The organism is Streptomyces sp. SAS_272 (assembly GCF_052543235.1).
Genome location: NZ_JBMNDR010000034.1, coordinates 71,948 through 87,800, shown reverse-complemented (window position 1 = coordinate 87,800; position 15,853 = coordinate 71,948). Strand labels below are relative to the sequence as shown.

Annotated in this window: 17 protein-coding genes and 4 pseudogenes; 8 read left to right on the top strand and 13 right to left on the bottom strand. The window is 68.1% G+C overall.

Translation table 11 applies throughout. The annotated features are described in order from the left end of the window. Positions 1-134 precede the first annotated feature (134 nt). Positions 135-473, top strand: a complete 339-nt coding sequence (locus ACN6LD_RS20590) for a hypothetical protein (protein ID WP_445043935.1) — start codon at positions 135-137, stop codon at positions 471-473. 133 nt (positions 474-606) lie between these two features. Here ACN6LD_RS20590 and ACN6LD_RS20585 read toward each other — a convergent pair whose 3' ends face one another. The 7 genes from ACN6LD_RS20585 to ACN6LD_RS20555 all read right to left on the bottom strand — a co-directional run bounded on the left by ACN6LD_RS20585 (position 607) and on the right by ACN6LD_RS20555 (position 7,356). After that, positions 607-969, bottom strand: coding sequence for a hypothetical protein (locus ACN6LD_RS20585; protein ID WP_319198618.1), 363 nt, complete (start codon positions 967-969; stop codon positions 607-609). Positions 970-1,683: 714 nt separating this feature from the next. Beyond that, a complete protein-coding gene (locus ACN6LD_RS20580; protein ID WP_445043934.1) occupies positions 1,684-2,622 on the bottom strand; it encodes an extracellular catalytic domain type 1 short-chain-length polyhydroxyalkanoate depolymerase in 939 nt (312 codons plus the stop codon). A 595-nt stretch (positions 2,623-3,217) separates the two neighbouring features. Next, complete coding sequence (locus tag ACN6LD_RS20575; protein WP_445043933.1) at positions 3,218-4,327, bottom strand: arabinofuranosidase catalytic domain-containing protein; 1,110 nt, start codon at positions 4,325-4,327, stop codon at positions 3,218-3,220. A 730-nt stretch (positions 4,328-5,057) separates the two neighbouring features. Continuing rightward, on the bottom strand, positions 5,058-5,444 hold the full coding sequence (locus ACN6LD_RS20570; RefSeq protein WP_319196244.1) for a fic family toxin-antitoxin system, toxin component: 387 nt from the start codon (positions 5,442-5,444) through the stop codon (positions 5,058-5,060). Next, positions 5,441-5,746: a hypothetical protein gene (locus ACN6LD_RS20565; protein WP_445043932.1), complete on the bottom strand. Its 306-nt coding sequence runs from the start codon at positions 5,744-5,746 to the stop codon at positions 5,441-5,443. The genes ACN6LD_RS20570 and ACN6LD_RS20565 overlap by 4 nt, the downstream gene beginning before the upstream one ends. A gap of 185 nt (positions 5,747-5,931) precedes the next feature. Continuing rightward, the gene (locus ACN6LD_RS20560) at positions 5,932-6,363 is read right to left on the bottom strand and encodes a cupin domain-containing protein (RefSeq protein ID WP_445043931.1); all 432 of its coding nucleotides are present in this window, start codon (positions 6,361-6,363) and stop codon (positions 5,932-5,934) included. Between the two features lie 330 nt (positions 6,364-6,693). Continuing rightward, positions 6,694-7,356, bottom strand: coding sequence for a hypothetical protein (locus ACN6LD_RS20555; RefSeq protein ID WP_445043930.1), 663 nt, complete (start codon positions 7,354-7,356; stop codon positions 6,694-6,696). Between the two features lie 214 nt (positions 7,357-7,570). On the opposite strand from ACN6LD_RS20555, the gene ACN6LD_RS20550 reads away from it, so the two are divergent. Next, positions 7,571-8,473, top strand: coding sequence for a trypsin-like serine peptidase (locus ACN6LD_RS20550; protein ID WP_445043929.1), 903 nt, complete (start codon positions 7,571-7,573; stop codon positions 8,471-8,473). A gap of 409 nt (positions 8,474-8,882) precedes the next feature. On the opposite strand, the gene ACN6LD_RS20545 is transcribed toward ACN6LD_RS20550, so the two are convergent. Then, positions 8,883-9,326 (bottom strand): MarR family winged helix-turn-helix transcriptional regulator, encoded by a 444-nt coding sequence (locus tag ACN6LD_RS20545; RefSeq protein WP_319196236.1) that lies wholly within the window; start codon positions 9,324-9,326, stop codon positions 8,883-8,885. A 53-nt stretch (positions 9,327-9,379) separates the two neighbouring features. On the opposite strand from ACN6LD_RS20545, the pseudogene ACN6LD_RS20540 reads away from it, so the two are divergent. Both ACN6LD_RS20540 and ACN6LD_RS20535 read left to right on the top strand, forming a co-directional pair. Beyond that, positions 9,380-10,003 (top strand): annotated as a pseudogene (locus ACN6LD_RS20540) (TIGR03086 family metal-binding protein); the annotation flags it as partial. After that, entirely contained in the window at positions 10,004-10,588 is a 585-nt protein-coding gene (locus ACN6LD_RS20535) for a GNAT family N-acetyltransferase (protein WP_319196247.1), read from the top strand. Between the two features lie 27 nt (positions 10,589-10,615). Here the strand turns inward: ACN6LD_RS20535 and ACN6LD_RS20530 are convergent, their stop codons facing one another. Further along, entirely contained in the window at positions 10,616-11,317 is a 702-nt protein-coding gene (locus ACN6LD_RS20530) for a helix-turn-helix transcriptional regulator (RefSeq protein WP_445043928.1), read from the bottom strand. A 794-nt stretch (positions 11,318-12,111) separates the two neighbouring features. On the opposite strand from ACN6LD_RS20530, the pseudogene ACN6LD_RS20525 reads away from it, so the two are divergent. Next, positions 12,112-12,237, top strand: a pseudogene (locus ACN6LD_RS20525) (IS5/IS1182 family transposase); the annotation flags it as partial. A 25-nt stretch (positions 12,238-12,262) separates the two neighbouring features. Here ACN6LD_RS20525 and ACN6LD_RS20520 read toward each other — a convergent pair. Continuing rightward, the gene (locus ACN6LD_RS20520) at positions 12,263-12,499 is read right to left on the bottom strand and encodes a hypothetical protein (RefSeq protein ID WP_319197031.1); all 237 of its coding nucleotides are present in this window, start codon (positions 12,497-12,499) and stop codon (positions 12,263-12,265) included. A gap of 362 nt (positions 12,500-12,861) precedes the next feature. On the opposite strand from ACN6LD_RS20520, the pseudogene ACN6LD_RS20515 reads away from it, so the two are divergent. Together ACN6LD_RS20515 and ACN6LD_RS20510 are read left to right on the top strand one after the other, a co-directional pair. Continuing rightward, positions 12,862-13,036 (top strand): annotated as a pseudogene (locus ACN6LD_RS20515) (IS701 family transposase); the annotation flags it as partial. Between the two features lie 303 nt (positions 13,037-13,339). Further along, the gene (locus ACN6LD_RS20510) at positions 13,340-14,131 is read left to right on the top strand and encodes a maleylpyruvate isomerase family mycothiol-dependent enzyme (protein ID WP_445043927.1); all 792 of its coding nucleotides are present in this window, start codon (positions 13,340-13,342) and stop codon (positions 14,129-14,131) included. Positions 14,132-14,188: 57 nt separating this feature from the next. Here the strand turns inward: ACN6LD_RS20510 and ACN6LD_RS20505 are convergent, their stop codons facing one another. Beyond that, the gene (locus ACN6LD_RS20505; RefSeq protein ID WP_445043926.1) at positions 14,189-14,572 is read right to left on the bottom strand and encodes a hypothetical protein; all 384 of its coding nucleotides are present in this window, start codon (positions 14,570-14,572) and stop codon (positions 14,189-14,191) included. A gap of 73 nt (positions 14,573-14,645) precedes the next feature. On the opposite strand from ACN6LD_RS20505, the pseudogene ACN6LD_RS20500 reads away from it, so the two are divergent. Next, positions 14,646-14,735 (top strand): annotated as a pseudogene (locus ACN6LD_RS20500) (IS5/IS1182 family transposase); the annotation flags it as partial. On the opposite strand, the gene ACN6LD_RS20495 reads toward ACN6LD_RS20500, so the two are convergent. Further along, the gene (locus ACN6LD_RS20495; protein ID WP_445043925.1) at positions 14,701-14,943 is read right to left on the bottom strand and encodes a transposase; all 243 of its coding nucleotides are present in this window, start codon (positions 14,941-14,943) and stop codon (positions 14,701-14,703) included. The pseudogene ACN6LD_RS20500 and the gene ACN6LD_RS20495 overlap by 35 nt on opposite strands. Positions 14,944-15,332: 389 nt before the next feature. Next, positions 15,333-15,737, bottom strand: a complete 405-nt coding sequence (locus ACN6LD_RS20490) for a type II toxin-antitoxin system PemK/MazF family toxin (protein ID WP_319197038.1) — start codon at positions 15,735-15,737, stop codon at positions 15,333-15,335. Between the last annotated feature and the right edge of the window lie 116 nt (positions 15,738-15,853).

Genomic DNA, 15,853 nt, shown 5'->3' with positions numbered 1-15,853 from the left:
TCCCTGGAGTGGGCCACCTCCTGCCCGCCGCCGCGCCACAACTTCCTCACCCTGCCGCGGATCCGCAGCGAATCCCCGGCGTTCGACCTGCACCACCCGCCGGTGCCGCGTCCGGAAAGGGAGTTGAGCGCGCGATGACGGTGGACGAGGGACGATGTCTGGTCCGGCAGATCGAGGGGCACCTCCTGCTCGCCGCCGCACGGGAGGAGGGCCGTGCGGCGGCAGCGCGCACCGCTTCCCGGCTCGGCTGGCTCACCGACGTACAACGACACGAGCTGGAGCGGGAGTTCGTAGCGCAGTACCTGACGCTGTCGCGGATGTCGTGGCAGCGCACGGCTGCACGGGCGGAGGATCTGCGCGGGGTGTACGAGACGCGTTACCGCTCTCTGCGCCAACGCCTGCTGGCCTGCCTGCTCTTGGGGTACGTGGTGCTCGCGGCGGCTGTCCTGCTGGTGCTGTCCGCTGTCGCGTAGGAGGCAGGAGTCCGCCCGGGACCGAGAACGGGAGCGGGGAGGCCGACCGGGACGGGAGGGGGCGGGAGGCCGACCGGGACGGGAACGGGGTGCGTGAGGCTGCCCCATGACTGCGTGCGAGAGGCGGTCCGGATCAGCCGGTGCGCCTGCCTCTGCGGTCGAGCAGAATGAAGATCAGAAACCCTGCGCAGAAGAGAATGCCGCCACAGACCAGAAAGGGGATCGGGGAGTACTGGTCAGTGCATGTCTGGACGGTGGCCGTTGCATGGCACACCGTCCCCGGACCGCTTCGGTTCAGGTAAGCGATGTAGAAAAGCGGCACGGCCAGGCCGGTCAACGATCCGGCGATCGCGTTCCTTGGGCCTTTCCACAGCAGGAAACCCGCGGCCAGGGCGGCCAGAAGAAGCAGGACGAGGCCTACCGACAAAATGGCGGCCAGCCCAACGGCTGCACACGCTCCCAGCACAAGCCAGCCCAGGAACCAGCCCCAGTCCACGACGCGACCGTGTTGCCCCCGGGTCGCCTCACGCTTCACCATGTTCCCGCCCCCCGAACAGCGATATTGACGGCGTATGGCAGTACGTCACCTATAAGCATCGCAGACTGCTCCGGTCAGCGGCCTCCCGGACCGCAGCGCGTGCCAACCTGCTCGGGCTGCTGTCGAGCCTCGAGCGTCGAAGGGAAGAACTGCCGGCAACCGGCGGAGAGAGCGGGCCGTGCCCGGACCGGTCCGATGTAGCGCCTGCTGCGCTACGTTCGCTGGGACGCCGACGGAGCTGGGGGCGTCCAGAGCTGCAGCATCCACGCCCTCCCCGGGCCGCCGCGGCCGGAGAGGCGCTGTCGATGCGGGCGGTCCACCGCGGCGGCCGTGCGGGCGGGGCGGCCGCCGGTGGCGGTGAGCGCCGTACACGACCTCAGGTCCGCACCCCTGCTGATGTGCTCGGCACACGGAAGCAGTCGTTCGGGCTTCCGCGGCCGAGCACGGTCCAGCTGAACGTCCTCCTGGAGCCGACGGTCAGGACGGCTCCTCCCGGCACGAATGCACCGGCGTGACGGTCCCTGTCCTCCAGGAGAGCAAGGCGCGAGGATGCGACACGGTGGGTCGAGCCGCCATGTGCAGCATCGGCGGCGGGCAGCGTGGAGATCGTCCGAGGGCGTCCTTCACCGGCGTGTGCGTCGTTGGCAGCGCCCCGTACCGTCGTGATGCCGGTCAGATCAGGCCCATGAACTGCAGAGCCATCGGCACCATGCCGCTCTGCGGCAGACTGTGGCCCACGCCTTGGACGCTGATCGCTTCGACCGGTGCGGTGGCGCCGGTACCGCCGTACCGGGTTCGGGTCCAGGTCGACTTGGGGTGATCGGTGAGGGCGGGCGTCTGGTTCGCACCGAGAACGTTCGTCCACTGCTTGATCTCTTCACCGAAGTTGACGTAGCTCAGTGTGGTGTCCTGCGTGCCGTGCCACACCTGCATGCGCGGTCGAGGCCCGGCGTAGCCTGGATAGGCGGCGCGCACGAGGTTCCCCCACTGCTGGGGCGTCTTGGTGATTCTGCCGGCGGAGCAGTCGCTGTTCCACTCCGAGCCGTTCGTGGTAGCGAAGCAGCTGAAGGGCACGCCGGACAATGCCGAGCCGGCCTTGAACACGTCGGGGTAGTCACCGAGCAGCACGTTCGTCATCATCGCTCCGGAGGAGAAGCCGGTGGCGTAGACGCGGTTCGGGTCGACGCCCCGGTGCTGTTCCTCCCACCGCACCATCGACACGATGCCCGCCGGGTCACTGCTGCCGTTGTGGGTCAAGGCGCGCGGTGACGACACGTCGAAGCACTTGCTGCTGCGGGTGACCGACGGGTACACGACGATGAACCCGTGCTGGTTGGCCAGCGAGGCGAACTCGCTGCCCGAGTACATGGCCGGCCCGGAGCCGCCACAGTAGTGGTTGGCCACCAGGACGGCCGGGTGCGCACCCACGTTCTGCGGTACGTATTCGTACATCCTCAGGTTCGACGGGTTGTATCCAAAACCGGTGACCTCGATCAGTGTCGCCGCGAACGGCGTCGCCGCCGAGGCCGGCGCGGGTGCTGCCAGCGCACCTGCTGCGACCGTCAGGCACAGGGCGACGAGCCTGGTCAGCACCGGTAGTAACCTCTTCATGGGGCTGTCTCCGTTTCTGTCGAGTGTCCGCGCCGGGCCGTGTGACCCGGTCGCGCCGTGTCCACCGGAGCGTGCCGGTGGCCCGGCCGCTGGAGCTCTTGGCTGCGCGTCTGGACGAGCGCCTTGCCTTTGTGCTGGATGTGCGCGCTCCCGCCGACGTCCCCGGAGCTCTGCAGTGCGTGCTGCACGGGACGCAGCCGTGAATGCCTGCGCGTCAGTGAGCTTCGTCGGCGGTGGATGGTGGTTGCCATCACCCGATGGGGGCTTCAGAACTGTGTGACGTACTCGATCTGGGCGGCGATCATGCTGTCGGTGAAGGTGAGGCCTTCGCCGCCGGATTTGGCCAAGCCGATGGTGAGGCCTTGTGTTGAGGCCCTGGGGTGCGACGGAGGCGGCACTGTTGTGTGCCGGCCGCTGGAGTCCTCGGTAGGCCCAGATGCCGTTCTTCACCGTGTGGCCCGTGGTCACGTCGGTGGCCGTGCCGCCCAGCCCGTGGAAGCCGAAGGCCAGCCGTAGCTTGCGTTTTGGGCACCATCGGCTCCTGGAGGGTCCGTCCAACTGGGTTGTGACCGACAGGGGGTTGCCGCAGGCGGGTTCAGCGGTAGCCGGCGGCGGCGATGTCGGCCTGCACGGCGTTCTCGGTGGCGTCGGAGGGGTAGCCGGAGGTGATGGCCCCCTCGTAGAACGTCCCGGCGCTGAGGTTGGTGTTGCCGATGCAGCAGTCCCCGCCGCTGCCGAGGATGATCGCGCCCTGCTTCTTCATAGGGCTGTATCCGCGGGGAAGCGAGCCGTCGTACAGCGTGGTCAGGCTGCCCGACTGGGCGTTTCCGCCCTTGATCGCGAACCGGGACGTGCCGTTGTTCTTCAGCGTCGCGGTGACGAACTTGACGGGAAACGCACGCTGGTTGGGGTTCCAGGAGGTGCTGCCGCCGGGGTACAGGCCGTACTCCAGGTCTGCCTGTACCCAAGGTCCGGATCCCGAGCAGCCACCGAACCAGCATGATCTGCTGAAGTTGATCGCGTCCATCGCGCCTGGGCCGTCGGCCTTGCGCGTGGTCTCGCTGTTTCCGTAGTCGAAGCAGCAGCCGCTGTTGACATGCGTGCCGCTGGTGACCATGTACATCCCCTCGGGGGCGCTGCCGGTGGGTACGCCCGTCAGGTGGCCGTCACGCCAGTAGCTGTTCCTCGGATTGATGTGGAGGGAGTACGCCTTGCCGCCGCCGACCGTCAGCGACTCGCTGGTGGCTTTGGCCGCCGTGTCGGACCCGCCTACGCCGCCGGGCCCCTGGTAGCCCAGATTGTTGCCGTGACCCGACTGGTCGTACACCCAGGTGATGACGCAGTCAGTGCCCGCGCAGAAGGAGTCCTGGACCGCGGCGTTCGCCACACCGCCGGCAGCCACGACCCCGATGTTTCTGGTCGCGTTGTCCGAGGAGCGCCTGACCTGGTAGAGCGGGCCGTTGTACGACGCGTACAGAGCACGCACGGTGCTGTGCGCCGCGACGCACGGCGTCCTGCCGGCAGCGTAGAGGTCACAGGGGCCTGCGGCGGCTGCCGACGCCGGGCCCGGCGAGAGCAGGGCGGCCAGCAGCGTGAGCAGGAGAGTCGCCGCACACACGGCTGCCTTGGCCGCCGAATGACGTGCGCGGCGTTCGTGGCTCGGTGGGGGGATGAAGGAGAAGGGCAGGGCAGGGCGTGGGGGCATGCCGGACTCCAAGGTGTGGTGAGCGGCTTTGCTTCAACACCGAGGAGAGCTGGTCCGTACTCACGGCGAAGAGCAAAGTGGCCGTACCTGAAGGGACGGTGCTGGTGCAGCGGGGAGCTGTCGCGCTTGCGTCGCCGTACGGGAGCCGGAGTGGTCAGCACCGGGTCCCTGCCAACCTGTCCGAAAAATCGAACAGCACTCGGTGTTTCGGACCCTTTGGATGATAGACATCCCATCGCAATCGTCAATGCCTGCGCTTGATTCCGTGAAATCGCAGGGACCGACACCAGCCACGGTGGTGATACGTCCCTCTTGCCCTGTCCAGCACCGTCCGGCACCGGTCTCGGCAGAGCGTGATACAAGTGATGACTCGCTGTGCCGCGACCATTCCCGTCCCGGCCGTCCCCGGACGTGCTCGGCTTCCGGTCACTTGCCGTAAGCCACTGACGTGCGACGGCGTCGGTCGCGGCCTCGGAGAGCCTGGAGGACTTCGCCACCACCGCGAACGGGCAACTCGAAGGGCAGGCCGCGAAGGAGTTCTTCTCCCGAGTCATGCCGCGCGCGCCACGGAGCTGAGCCCCTTCCTGCGCGCTCGACTGCACCGGCGAGGCGATGGGCCCGGGATGCGCAGCGCCGCATCCCGCCCGTCACCGATTCCGGCCGGAACGTGCCGCAGGCGACCTCTCTCTCGTGCCCCGCCCCTGCGGAACACTGAGCAGTCCCGCAAGGATCAGGTGGCAGTCCAGTCGCGCAGCTGCCGGGCGATGCGGGCGACGCCGAGCGCTCCCACAGCCGTGTCGCGCACCAGCGCGACGGCTGCCTTGGGCGGACAGTCGAGGGTGTGTGCGTGGAGACCCAGGTAGGCCTCGGTCGCGTGCCAGGCGAAGGCCTCGTTCGAGTGTTCCAGGCACGGCAGCCTCACCAGGGTGTGCAGCAGAGCGGCGGCCTTGAGGTACAGCGATCCGTAGATGTCCCGCTCCATCGCCCGGGCGTTGACCCGGGCGACGGCCGCATACAGCGGCCCGTAGTCGTCGACCTGCGGATCACCGTCGAGTAGCTCGGCGGCGTGCAGCAGGAACGCGACATCGAGGGGGTGGAGAGGTTCCTGCTCGCTCACGCGGCGTGGCCCCGCTCCTGCTGCACAAGCTCTTGCAGCGCCTCCTGCTCGATCGCCCGCTGCTCCGCGCTGACGTCGATGCCGCTGGGCTCCGCCGCGAAGGCCGCGCCGCTGCGGGCCATGGACGCCTTGAAGCCCTCCAGGAACCGCTGCTCCACCGCGGTCGCCCGGTCGTAGGCGGCCGAGACGATGTACTCCTGCATGCTGACCCCCGCCTGCTTGGCGGCTGCCGCGATGGCCGCCCGCTGCGCGGGGTCGGGGAAGCGTAGATTCATCGCTTTGGGATCCGACATGGTACCCATGGTACCAGCGGTACCATGCGGCCGTCACTCACGGGGGTCTCCTGGATCTCGGCTGGCTTCGCACCCCGAGCCGCGCACAGGCCCTGCTGTCATCCTGCGGCCCGCTGCGATCACCCGGTCGAGCCCCCGTGCGACGACCCGCTCAAGCCAAGATCAGCGTTTCGACGAGCCGAGCCAGTACTCCGTCACAGCATCTCGAAGTCCTCGTACTCGAAGCCCGGAGCGACAATGCAGGACACCAGGACCGGCTGGTCACCGGCTGGTTGTGCGGTCTGCCAGACCCCGGCAGGCACAAGGAGCTGCGGCTGCTGACCACACTCCACGTCCGGCCCGATCGAAGCGAGGACCGTCTCCTGCGGAGCGACGCCGTTTCCGCCGAGCCGCAGTGTCAGCGGGCCGCCCCGGTGCCACAGCCACAGTTCGTCCGAACGCACCCGGTGCCAACGGGAGACCTCGCCGGGGTGCAGGAGGAAGTAAATGCCGGTCGCGAAGGGGCGGGGCCCCGCGTACCCGTCCGGAACCGCTGTCGGCCCGGTCCGCCACGTCTGCCGAAACCATCCGCCTTCAACGTGCGGTTCCAGCCCCAGAAGACCGACCAGCTCGGAAATCTCATTCATGAGCAGCCATGATGCTCGCAAAGATCGGCGTCGGCGCCGACATCCCCGAACCGCTCCGGAACAGGGGGCGCAGCGGTCGCCCCGTCGCCGTCCGCGGAGACCCCTTCGAGGAAGGGGCGCGTCCGTGTATGCCTGCCACGTCGGGGATCTCGCAAGGCGGGCGACCCCTGGTCGCGCCCGACCACGTCAGCGGCGGCAAGGCATCCGGCTCCCGCGGGAATCGCCGACATTGCCGCCACCTGTGACGACGCGATACCGAGCGCACCACCATCGCAGACTTCGCAAGGGCCCACGAGGGCACTTCGGCTGGTGCCGGCCGCCTGCGGGCTGTCAGCTGAGGTGGAGGGTGCTCAGGGCGGTGGTCCAGTCGGTGACGATCGCCTGCTGCGCTTGTGCGAGGGTTATCTTGCCCGAGCAGACCGCCGTATGCAGCTTCGTCTCCACCGGATCCTTCAGATTGTTGACCCCGGAGCCCGCCCGGTGGCCGGGGTCGGCAGGCTCGACCCACAGGTTGCGGTAGTCGTTGGGGTCGCCGCCGAGCTGCAGGCTGATCAGGTGGTCGTACTCGGCGTCCCCCATACGACCGGTGTAGCCGTAGGAGGCCGAGTTCAGCCTCTTCTCCTTGCCGGTGATGTAGGCGGAGGGCCGGACGCCGGAGGTGTAGCCGCCCTTGCGGCAGATCGTCGACTTCAGGTTCGCCTGCGTCACGGCCGGAGAGATCGCACCCGGGGTGCATTTCGGGTCCTCCAGCGGCTCCCCCTTCTCGTACCGGTAGTGGCAGCTTCCCGCTGCGGGCTGCTGCTGCACCGTGTACTTCTTCTGCGGGCCGGCGCCGACGGCGATCGACCGCCCCTCGCCGGCGGCACCCGGCGTGGAGGCTGACGGCGTCGAAGCGTCGGATGCGGACGGGTCCGATGTGCCCAGCGGCGAACAGCCTGCCAGGAACAGGCAGGTGAGCAGCGTGGGCGCAGCAAGGCGGCGGATGGAGCGCATGATGTCCCCTCACGGACAGGCGATGGCTGAGTAGATGCTGCACTACCACGAATTGCGCACACCGTTCGGGGTGGCCGGGCAGGGGTGCAGAGGTCCGACTGCCGGGGCGCCCAGATGGCCGTGACAAAGAAGATCACACGGCGGATGCACGCCACGCGCAGCAATCGCATCCTTCCGGGTGACGACCCGCTCCCGAACATCCAAGAGGACACTCATGTCGCCCAGTTCGTCCCGAGGCGCCCGTCGCACCGCCTCCGGTCTGGCCACCGTCCTGCTGGCCCTGGCCGGCTCCCTGGCGGTCCCCGCCTTGCCCGCAGCCGCCGCGACCGGGCAGGTCAGTACGGTCACCTACTCGGCGGCGGACCTCACTGGGGCCCTCTCGTACTGGACGCCCGCGCGCATGAAGCAGGTCAGCCGCGCCGTCGACCTGGGGCCGACCGGTCCGCTCAGCAAGCCCTGGACCGGCAAGGGCATCCCCAGCATCGGCCGACTCTTCTTCGTCGACTCGAGCGGGCAGGACACCTGGTGCACGGCCAGCGCCGTCATCAGCGCCAACCGCTCAGTGATCATGACCGCCGCGCACTGCGCACGCCTCGGCTCCTCGCCGGTCAACACCTACAGCGACATCGTCTTCGTCCCCGGCTACGCCAAGGGCAAGATGCCGTATGGCCGTTACGCGGTCAAGGCGACCATGACACCGCGCTCCTGGGCCGAGGACACCGTCAATGACGTAGCGGCGATGGTCGTCGACACCCCGGCGTACGGAAAGCGGCTCACCGACGCGGTGGGGGCGCAGAACGTCGCCTTCGGCCGTTCGCCCGGCGAGCGGGTCACCGCCTTCGGCTATCCGGCGACCACTCCCCAGCGGGGCGAAGAACTGCTGTTCTGCGCCGGTACCTCTCAGCTCGCACCCGAGGGCGAGCACCGCGTCCCGTGCGACCTCGGCGGCGGCGCGAGCGGCGGTCCCTGGCTCGCCGGCTTCAACTCCGCCACCGGCAAGGGCACCGTGGTGTCGGTCAACAGCCACGGCGAGGGTCACGGCGGCGGCACCCCGATGTACGGGCCGGCGTTCGACAAGACCGCGCGGGCCGTCTACGACGCCGCCCAGCGCGGCTGAGCGGTCCGTCCCCTGGACCCGGGGCCACCTGGCAACCTCCCGGTGGAGTCAAAGCCGTGGCAGATGGGCCGGTGGCGGGTCGCGTCCGCTTCCGGCCCGTCCTGGACCCGGTAGCCGAAAAGCGGTCCGCTCACGGATCTTGGTGCGGTCCGCTCCAGCTCATCATTGTTCGTCGATGAGGTTGTCCGCGTACCGGCGGGCGAGGCCGGGGACGACGTAATGGAGGCGACGGTGGAGGACCCGGTCGCGCACCTGGGTGCAGGGGTGGATCACTGGGCGGGGATGACACCGCTGCGGAACTGGGGGAGCGGGGTTTCGGCCGGGGCTGTCCCAGTACTTGTCGGTGGTGATCGACACGAGGAGGCGCAACCCCAGGACCTCGGGGGGTAGAAACCCGATTCCCCGCGTCTCATCCGCGGCGCTGGGCATTCACTGTCTCGGTCAAGGCATCGAGTGATTTGAGGAAGCTGCGACGGTCGGACGGCGGGAGTGCGGCGAGGATGCGGTCCTCACCGACGCGGATGGCGGCGCGCACTGAGCGCTGAACTTCACGGCCGTTCCCGGTGATGGACAGGAGTCGGACACGGCGATCGGCCGGGTCCGGCAAGCGGGTGATGAGCCCGGCCGCCTGGAGTTTGTCCAAAGTGGTGATGATGCGCGTCTTGTCCGCACCGATAGCTTCGGACAGTGCCGCCTGCGTCCGTACCGGGCCGTCCGCGAGGGCGCCGAGTACGGCGTATCCCCACATCGAAAGGCCGTGCTCGGCAAGCACCGGCAGTTCCGCCTCGATCAAGGAGTCGAGCAGGGGCTGGAGCATCGCAGCGAGGTCGCGACTCCTGTCGTTGACGGTCATGGCGACATCATATGTCCGTTGACAGATGGTAAGCAGCGGCAGATCATAAGCGTATGCGTATCAATAATGAGGGCGTTCGGCCTGCCGACTCCATGAGACGCGATCCTTCGTCATGGCCGACAGGCAAGAGGCTGCTCGCACTGGATGCCGAGGCTGTGCGCGCGAGCATGGGGGTGGTGTCGCTGGTGAGCGCACAGGATCTGGGTCGTTCGACGCCTTGCGCCGCCTGGACGTTACGTGAACTTCTGGCCCATATGACTGCTCAGCACGACGGCTTCGCGGCCGCAGCGCGAGGGGGGAGCAGCCTTGCGCCATGGCGGCCGCGGCCCGGCGAATCCGATCCTGTCGGCGCCTACCGGCGTGCGGCCGAACACGTCCTGGCGGCCTTCGCCGAGGAGAACGTCCTTCAGCGGTCCTTCCTTCTGCCCGAGATCGACAGCGAGCGGCCGTTCCCAGGAGCCCGGGCCGTCGGATTCCATCTCGTCGACTACGTAGTGCACACGTGGGACGTTGCCAGGAGCCTGGACGTCCCGGTGGACTTCAGCTCTCCACTGCTCGACGCCGCTTCGGCCGTAGCCAGGGCAGTCCCCGACGGTCCCACCCGCACGGCCCCCGGCGGCGCTTTCGCTCCACGTCTCTCAGACTCCCGCGAAACGGCGCTGGATGAAATAGTTGCCTTGCTCGGACGGTCCCCGACCTGGCCGAAGGGCTCAACGGGCGTCTTCTGGCCGCTCCGCACCGACCGTCTCCATCTGAGACCGTTCACCTCCGATGACATCGACGCCATGTACGCCTACCAAGGCCTGTCCGAGGTTGCGCGATACCTGTATCGACCACCGCGCACTCGCCAGGAATGCGCGGATGTCATCGCCAAGAGCTCGACGGCTCCCTCTTGGGTGCACGATGGCGACAGCGTGACGCTGGCCGTCTGTCGCAGCACCACCCAGCAGATCATCGGAGAGATCGTCCTCAAACTCGCCGATGCGCATGCCCGCCAGGTGGAGATCGGCTGGATCATCCACCCGGACCACGCCGGCCAGGGCTACGCCACCGAGGCGGCCAGAGCAGCGGCGGCGGCAGCCTTCGGCCCGCTCGGCGCGCACCGTCTCTTTGCCCGCCTCGACACCCGCAACAGCGCTTCCGTCAGGCTGTGCGAACGCCTGGGTATGCGCCGCGAAGCACACCTTGTCGAGAACGACCTCGACCGAACGGGCTGGGGCAGCGAGTACGTCTATGCAGCCCTGCCTCACGAACTCGCATGACGGCGGCACTCGCGGACGGGACGACGTCTAGCGTCTTTCGGCGGTGCGGGACGGCACCTGCCCGTACGCCTCGCGGTAGTACGCGGCGAACCGGCCCAGGTGAGTGAAGCCCCAGCGCGCCGCGACGTCGGTGACCGTCCCGGACGCGGAACCGTCCGCGATGCGCAGCAGGTCCTGGTGTGCCCGGTCCAGCCGTACGCGCCGAAGGTGGGCCGCAGGGGTGGTCCCGAGGTCGGTCCGAAAGCGATCCTGGAGGGTACGGGGGCTGACCCGCGCCGCCGCAGCCATGTCCGCTACCGACACGAGTTCACCCGCGTGTTCCTCGCAGTAGGCCATGGCGCGTCGTACAGCACTCGACAGCGCCGGTTGGGTGTGCGCGGGCAGGGCGGCGTAGCGGTCGTGCGGCTGGAGATCCGCCAGGCTGTGCGCAAGGACCCGTTCGAACTGCGCGAGGGTACGTGCGGTCCCCAGCCACGCGGCCGCCACCGGGTCGCCGTCTGCGAGGGCGGAGGCGAAACGGAGCGCGGCGGCGGGCGGTTCGCCGGTCTGCGTACTTGCAGCGTTGTCCACCGCCGCGCAGGAAAAGGCGCTCGCGCGGCGCAGGTGTTCGAGCGGCGGACCGAGCAGACCGTCGACGTCGGGGGCGGTCCGGTCGGCGACAGACCCTTCGGGGAGGTAGGCGAGGTACTCGCTGTTGCCGGAGACCTGCCGCAGCAGCACCAGGACCACGCCAGCCGGCGTGCCAGCCTCCGGATCCGGTCCCCAGCCAAGCAGTCGGGCGTGCCAGCCCTCCTTCACCTCGGTCCAGGACGGGCATTGCAGAAAACCGGCGCCGAACGCGGCGCCGTCGGGGGTCGCGAGGAAGGCGCGGTAGGTCTCTGCGGAGATGGTTCGCAGGACTACGCCCCGACCCCGTGCTCGGCACACGCGGCTGGGCGGAACGGGCAGCGCTGACACGGTTTGAGCCTCCCCTTCTCCCCGGCCCGGTCGCGGGGACACACAGGAGGTTCACAGCGGTCCATGACCGCTCCGCGCGGCGAATGTGACAGAACCATGACCGTTCCTCACCAGTCGCCGTCACACGCTCGCATGGCAGCTGACCTGGTGTTCTGCGGCTCTATGGGCCGACTGACCCACCCCGTTCCCGTCCTTCCCGAAGGCCCTGCTGTCGCTTGCCCGTGTACTCGCCCAAGCCCGCGTCCGGGCCGCCGTCGTGGCCGCACCGCTGGCGCATACCCCGTTCGTGATCACGAAGGGCCGAGTCGGGCGAGCGGACGTTTCGGGTGGCGTGAGTCGGTCCGGAGCGCGACGGCGACGTTCTGGATGCCGGCGATGCGCAGGGCGCCGATGGCAGGGTTGCCCAGTTCGCCAGTTCGCCAGGTCGCCAGGTCGCCAGGTCGCCATGGCGCGGGGGTGCGGGGGTGCGGGGGTGCAGCGCCGGTCTGAAGCTGCGAGACCTCGATCTGCCAGTGCGAGCGGATCATAAAACAGCGCTTGCGAGGGCGTGGCGACGGTGGCGCGGCGCCAGTGCCCTGTTCAAGGTCACCTTCAAGGACCTGCACCGAGTCAGCCTCGACCCCGGCAGCATCACCCGAATCGCCCGAGCCGCCCTCGCCCTGGTCCAGAGGGAGCACGGCCGCACGACCTGAACGAATCACGAACTGTCAGGAGACGTTACCCACGAAGGTTCAATCGCTGGACGGCGAACAGTTCCAGGTGCGCGCAGTTCGGGCAGCGGAAGGCATCGATCTGCCATTGCGGCAGGCCCCGCGTCTTCGCTATGCCCATGACGCCCCGCTCAAGGAGGCTTCCGAACCACCGCGCGTACCCGTGGGCACCGCTGCCGCTGTCGCTGACAAAGCCCTGCTCAAGCCCGACCTGACCACATTGGGTGCACCGTATGTTGTCCATCGAGGGAGTGTAAGTGGGGGGGCGGGGGTTGGTACTGGTTAGATTCGCACCCTGGTGGCCAGCGGGCCCATGCGAGGAACCACGAGGTTCGATGGACGTGCGACGTGCGATCGCCTGAACGCGCTGTTGAACGATGACCACCGCCGCGCTGCAGCCCGCGGTGCCATGGTTGGCAGCGGTGCGGAAGCTGGACGGCCACCGCTGATCATCGGTGTGTGAAGACAGAAGTTCATGCGGTGGCCGCGGGTCACGGCGTACTGCCTGCCCGCTGGCAACCCGCACTTGCGCGCCGCCCTGGAGAAGCGTGCGCTCGGCTGTGTACTCGCATTCTCCCGCACCCGTCGCGTCCCCACCCGATCGACGATGGGAGCAGCCCCGACGTGCTGATTCCGCTCACCTGCAACGAGATCCAGCACCTCTTCGCTGCCCTGCTCGTTCGGGCCGCCTGCGACGCGGGCTCACCGAATGCGCTGCTCCACCTGGCGACGACGCCACCAAGCCCGGGCCCGCCACAGCCACTACCGCCGCCAGGCCGCCCTCCACTCACAAAGATCACGATCTACGGCTGGCGTACTGTGCCACCTTCGAGCGGGTGGCCACGCACTGTAACCGGCAGGTTGCCGAGAGAACGTCACTGAACGGTGGGGTCGCCGCAAAATGCTGGCGATGAATGTGACGAGTTGACGGATAGGGATCCCCCGCGCGGGTGGGGTGCGTGCGCGGTGCGACCATCGGAGGTGCGTGAGGCCGCCGCTGACTGTCTGCGGCGCGACAAGTTCTGCCACCGGCCGGCGGCCGACCCGCCGTCACCCCGAGAACGCCCAGAGAAAGGCTCCCACGATGAGCTCGTTGGACCGTCCCGCATATGGACACGCTCCGGTCGACCACCGCGCCGAGATCGCGGTGGAGACCGCCCGATTCGTCGCAGCCGTCACGGATGCCGACCTGACGACAGCCGTGCCGAGTTGCCCAGGCTGGACACTGGCAGAGCTGGTCAAGCACACCGGTAGCGTCCAGCGTTGGTTCTCGAGCCTTCTGCACGCGCGCATCCAGGAGCCCCCGCGTAAGCGGGAGGTGGACCTGCGGCTCCCGGAGCGGCAGGAAGAGTACGTCGACTGGCTGACCGACAGTGCGACCGTGGCCGCGGAGGCTTTCGCGGCCACCGACCCGGACCTGCCCATGTGGGTGTGGGGCGTCGATCAGCACGCCCGCTTCTGGGCACGCCGGATGCTCTTCGAGACTCTGTTGCATCGGGTCGACGCCGAAATGGCCTTGGGCCGCCGACCCACCGTCGGCCGCTCGTTGGCGGTGGACGGGGTCGACGAGTTCCTCGTCAATCTGCCCTTCGCCGCTCCCTTCGCTCCCCAAGTCGCCAAGCTGCGCGGTCCCGACAAGGCCATCCGCTTTCATGCGAGCGACGGTGAGGGAAACTGGCTTGTCCGCCTGCGGTCCGACGGTTTCGGGATCGACGTGAATCCTGGTGCTGCCGAAACCGCTGACGCAACCGTTCACGGAACCGCGGCCGATCTTTTGCTGCTTGTCTACGGCCGACTGCACCACGATGCGGCGGTCTTCGCCCGCGACGGAGACAACGACCTGCTGATTTACTGGTTCGCCAACTCCGCGTTCTAAGGTTGTCCCGTAACTGCTGGTCGTCCCCTTCGGCGGGGGTCGCTGCGTGCTCCCGGATCAGCCGAAAATGAGCTCAACGTTCTTGTCCACGCAGCACCGCAGGACGGTGACCAACTGACTGACGTCTTCGATACGCCGACGTAGGACGGGGTCGCTGTCGTCCGGCAGGCGGTGGTCGCAGATTGCTTCCAACCGGGGCAGCATGGCCGCGCAGTGAGCCGTCGTGAGGTCGGGCCCGGCGTCGTCTGGATGGTTGAGCAGTGGCTCCAGCGTGGTGGAGATGCTGGACCATGGCCGATCTCCGCCGAAGCCGTCCATCTCAGCGAGCACAAACCCCTCTGCCTGGGCCAGCCATTCCCTGAACATGCCGAAGCCGGTGTAGGACCAGGAGACGTCCGGACTCGCCACGTCGTCGTCACCTGGGAAAAGCATCAGCCCCATCTGGCCTCCCCTGCTTGCCGGGTGCCCAGGATCTGCTATGAGACAGGCTGTCGGCAATTGGAATATTCTCCGGATGGCTGGTGCGATCACGGCGTCGCAGCCGTCCTGGACAGCCCCGTCCACCGGGCTCAGCCCGAGGCAGTGCGGGAAGCGGGTGACGGTCTCCGGGCCACGACCACGTGACTGCGGCCCGACGCTCGCGTCACAGGAGCCGCGCCGGCGTATGCCTTCATCGCTCTGGCGTCCTTGCAACGTTCGCGATCGTCGCCGAGTTCGGCGAGGTCCCGGGCCCCGGACAGTACGGACAGGCCCGGGAAACTGGTGATGATGTCCGCGTCGGGGTGTGCGAAGAATGCCTCCCCCGTCGCCAAGGCGAGCTGGTCAACGCTGTTTCAAGGTTGCGGCGAGCTGCTGGATAAGAGCTGCAGCTTGGTATCCCATAGCCGTTTTGACCTGGGGTAGTTGGTGCAGTCAGTCTGCGCGGAAGACTTCCCGAAGCCGCTCGATCTCGGCCTCGACTCCGTGGTATGGGCGGGCGACGCGCTTGAGCAGCGCACGCAACTGGCTGCGGGTGAGCCTGGCGGCATCGCCTGGGGTGGGTGCCGCCGCGAGAATTGATCTTCTCAGAATGAGATCGGTGTGTCGGCTGGTGATTGGTGGTCTTCGCAGGCAGGTCTGCGAGGTGCCCGATGATCTCGGCCAGCGTTGATCATCCGGACGAGATCGACCACACCATCGGGGGCGTCCGTTCCTTCTCCGCCTACTCGAGTCCACCAAGACGGAGGGCATTCCTCATCTCGCTGAACTTCGCAGCAGCCGCGGGGGTCCACTCCCTCACCTGTCCACTGAGACGGAGGGCGTCTTCAATCTCGCTGATCTTCGCAGAGGACAGCACGCCCGCCCGCTCGATCAGGTCGTCCCTGGACATGCTCGTCAGCCACGTACAAGGAGTGAAGCCTGGACGCGAGAATCCGAACCGCAGCACGCCGTCAAAGAGCAGTCCTTCCATGGCGCCGACTGCGACCTCCACGCCCAAGCCGCTGATGTCGACGTCCGCCGGAGCGACGACCTGCATCGCCTGGAACCCGGACGCCTCGTCTCCCGACAGCAGCACGACCGGCCGACGCTCGTCGAACTCGACCCACCAGACTTCGCCGCGTTGCATATGTCCTCCTGACACGGGACGGCGGGCGCCGCCGTGTGCCCCCGGTGGAGCACGGAAGTGAGGGACTCCGGACGCATGCACATCACCATGGACCAGGGCGGCGAGAGCGAAGTCGG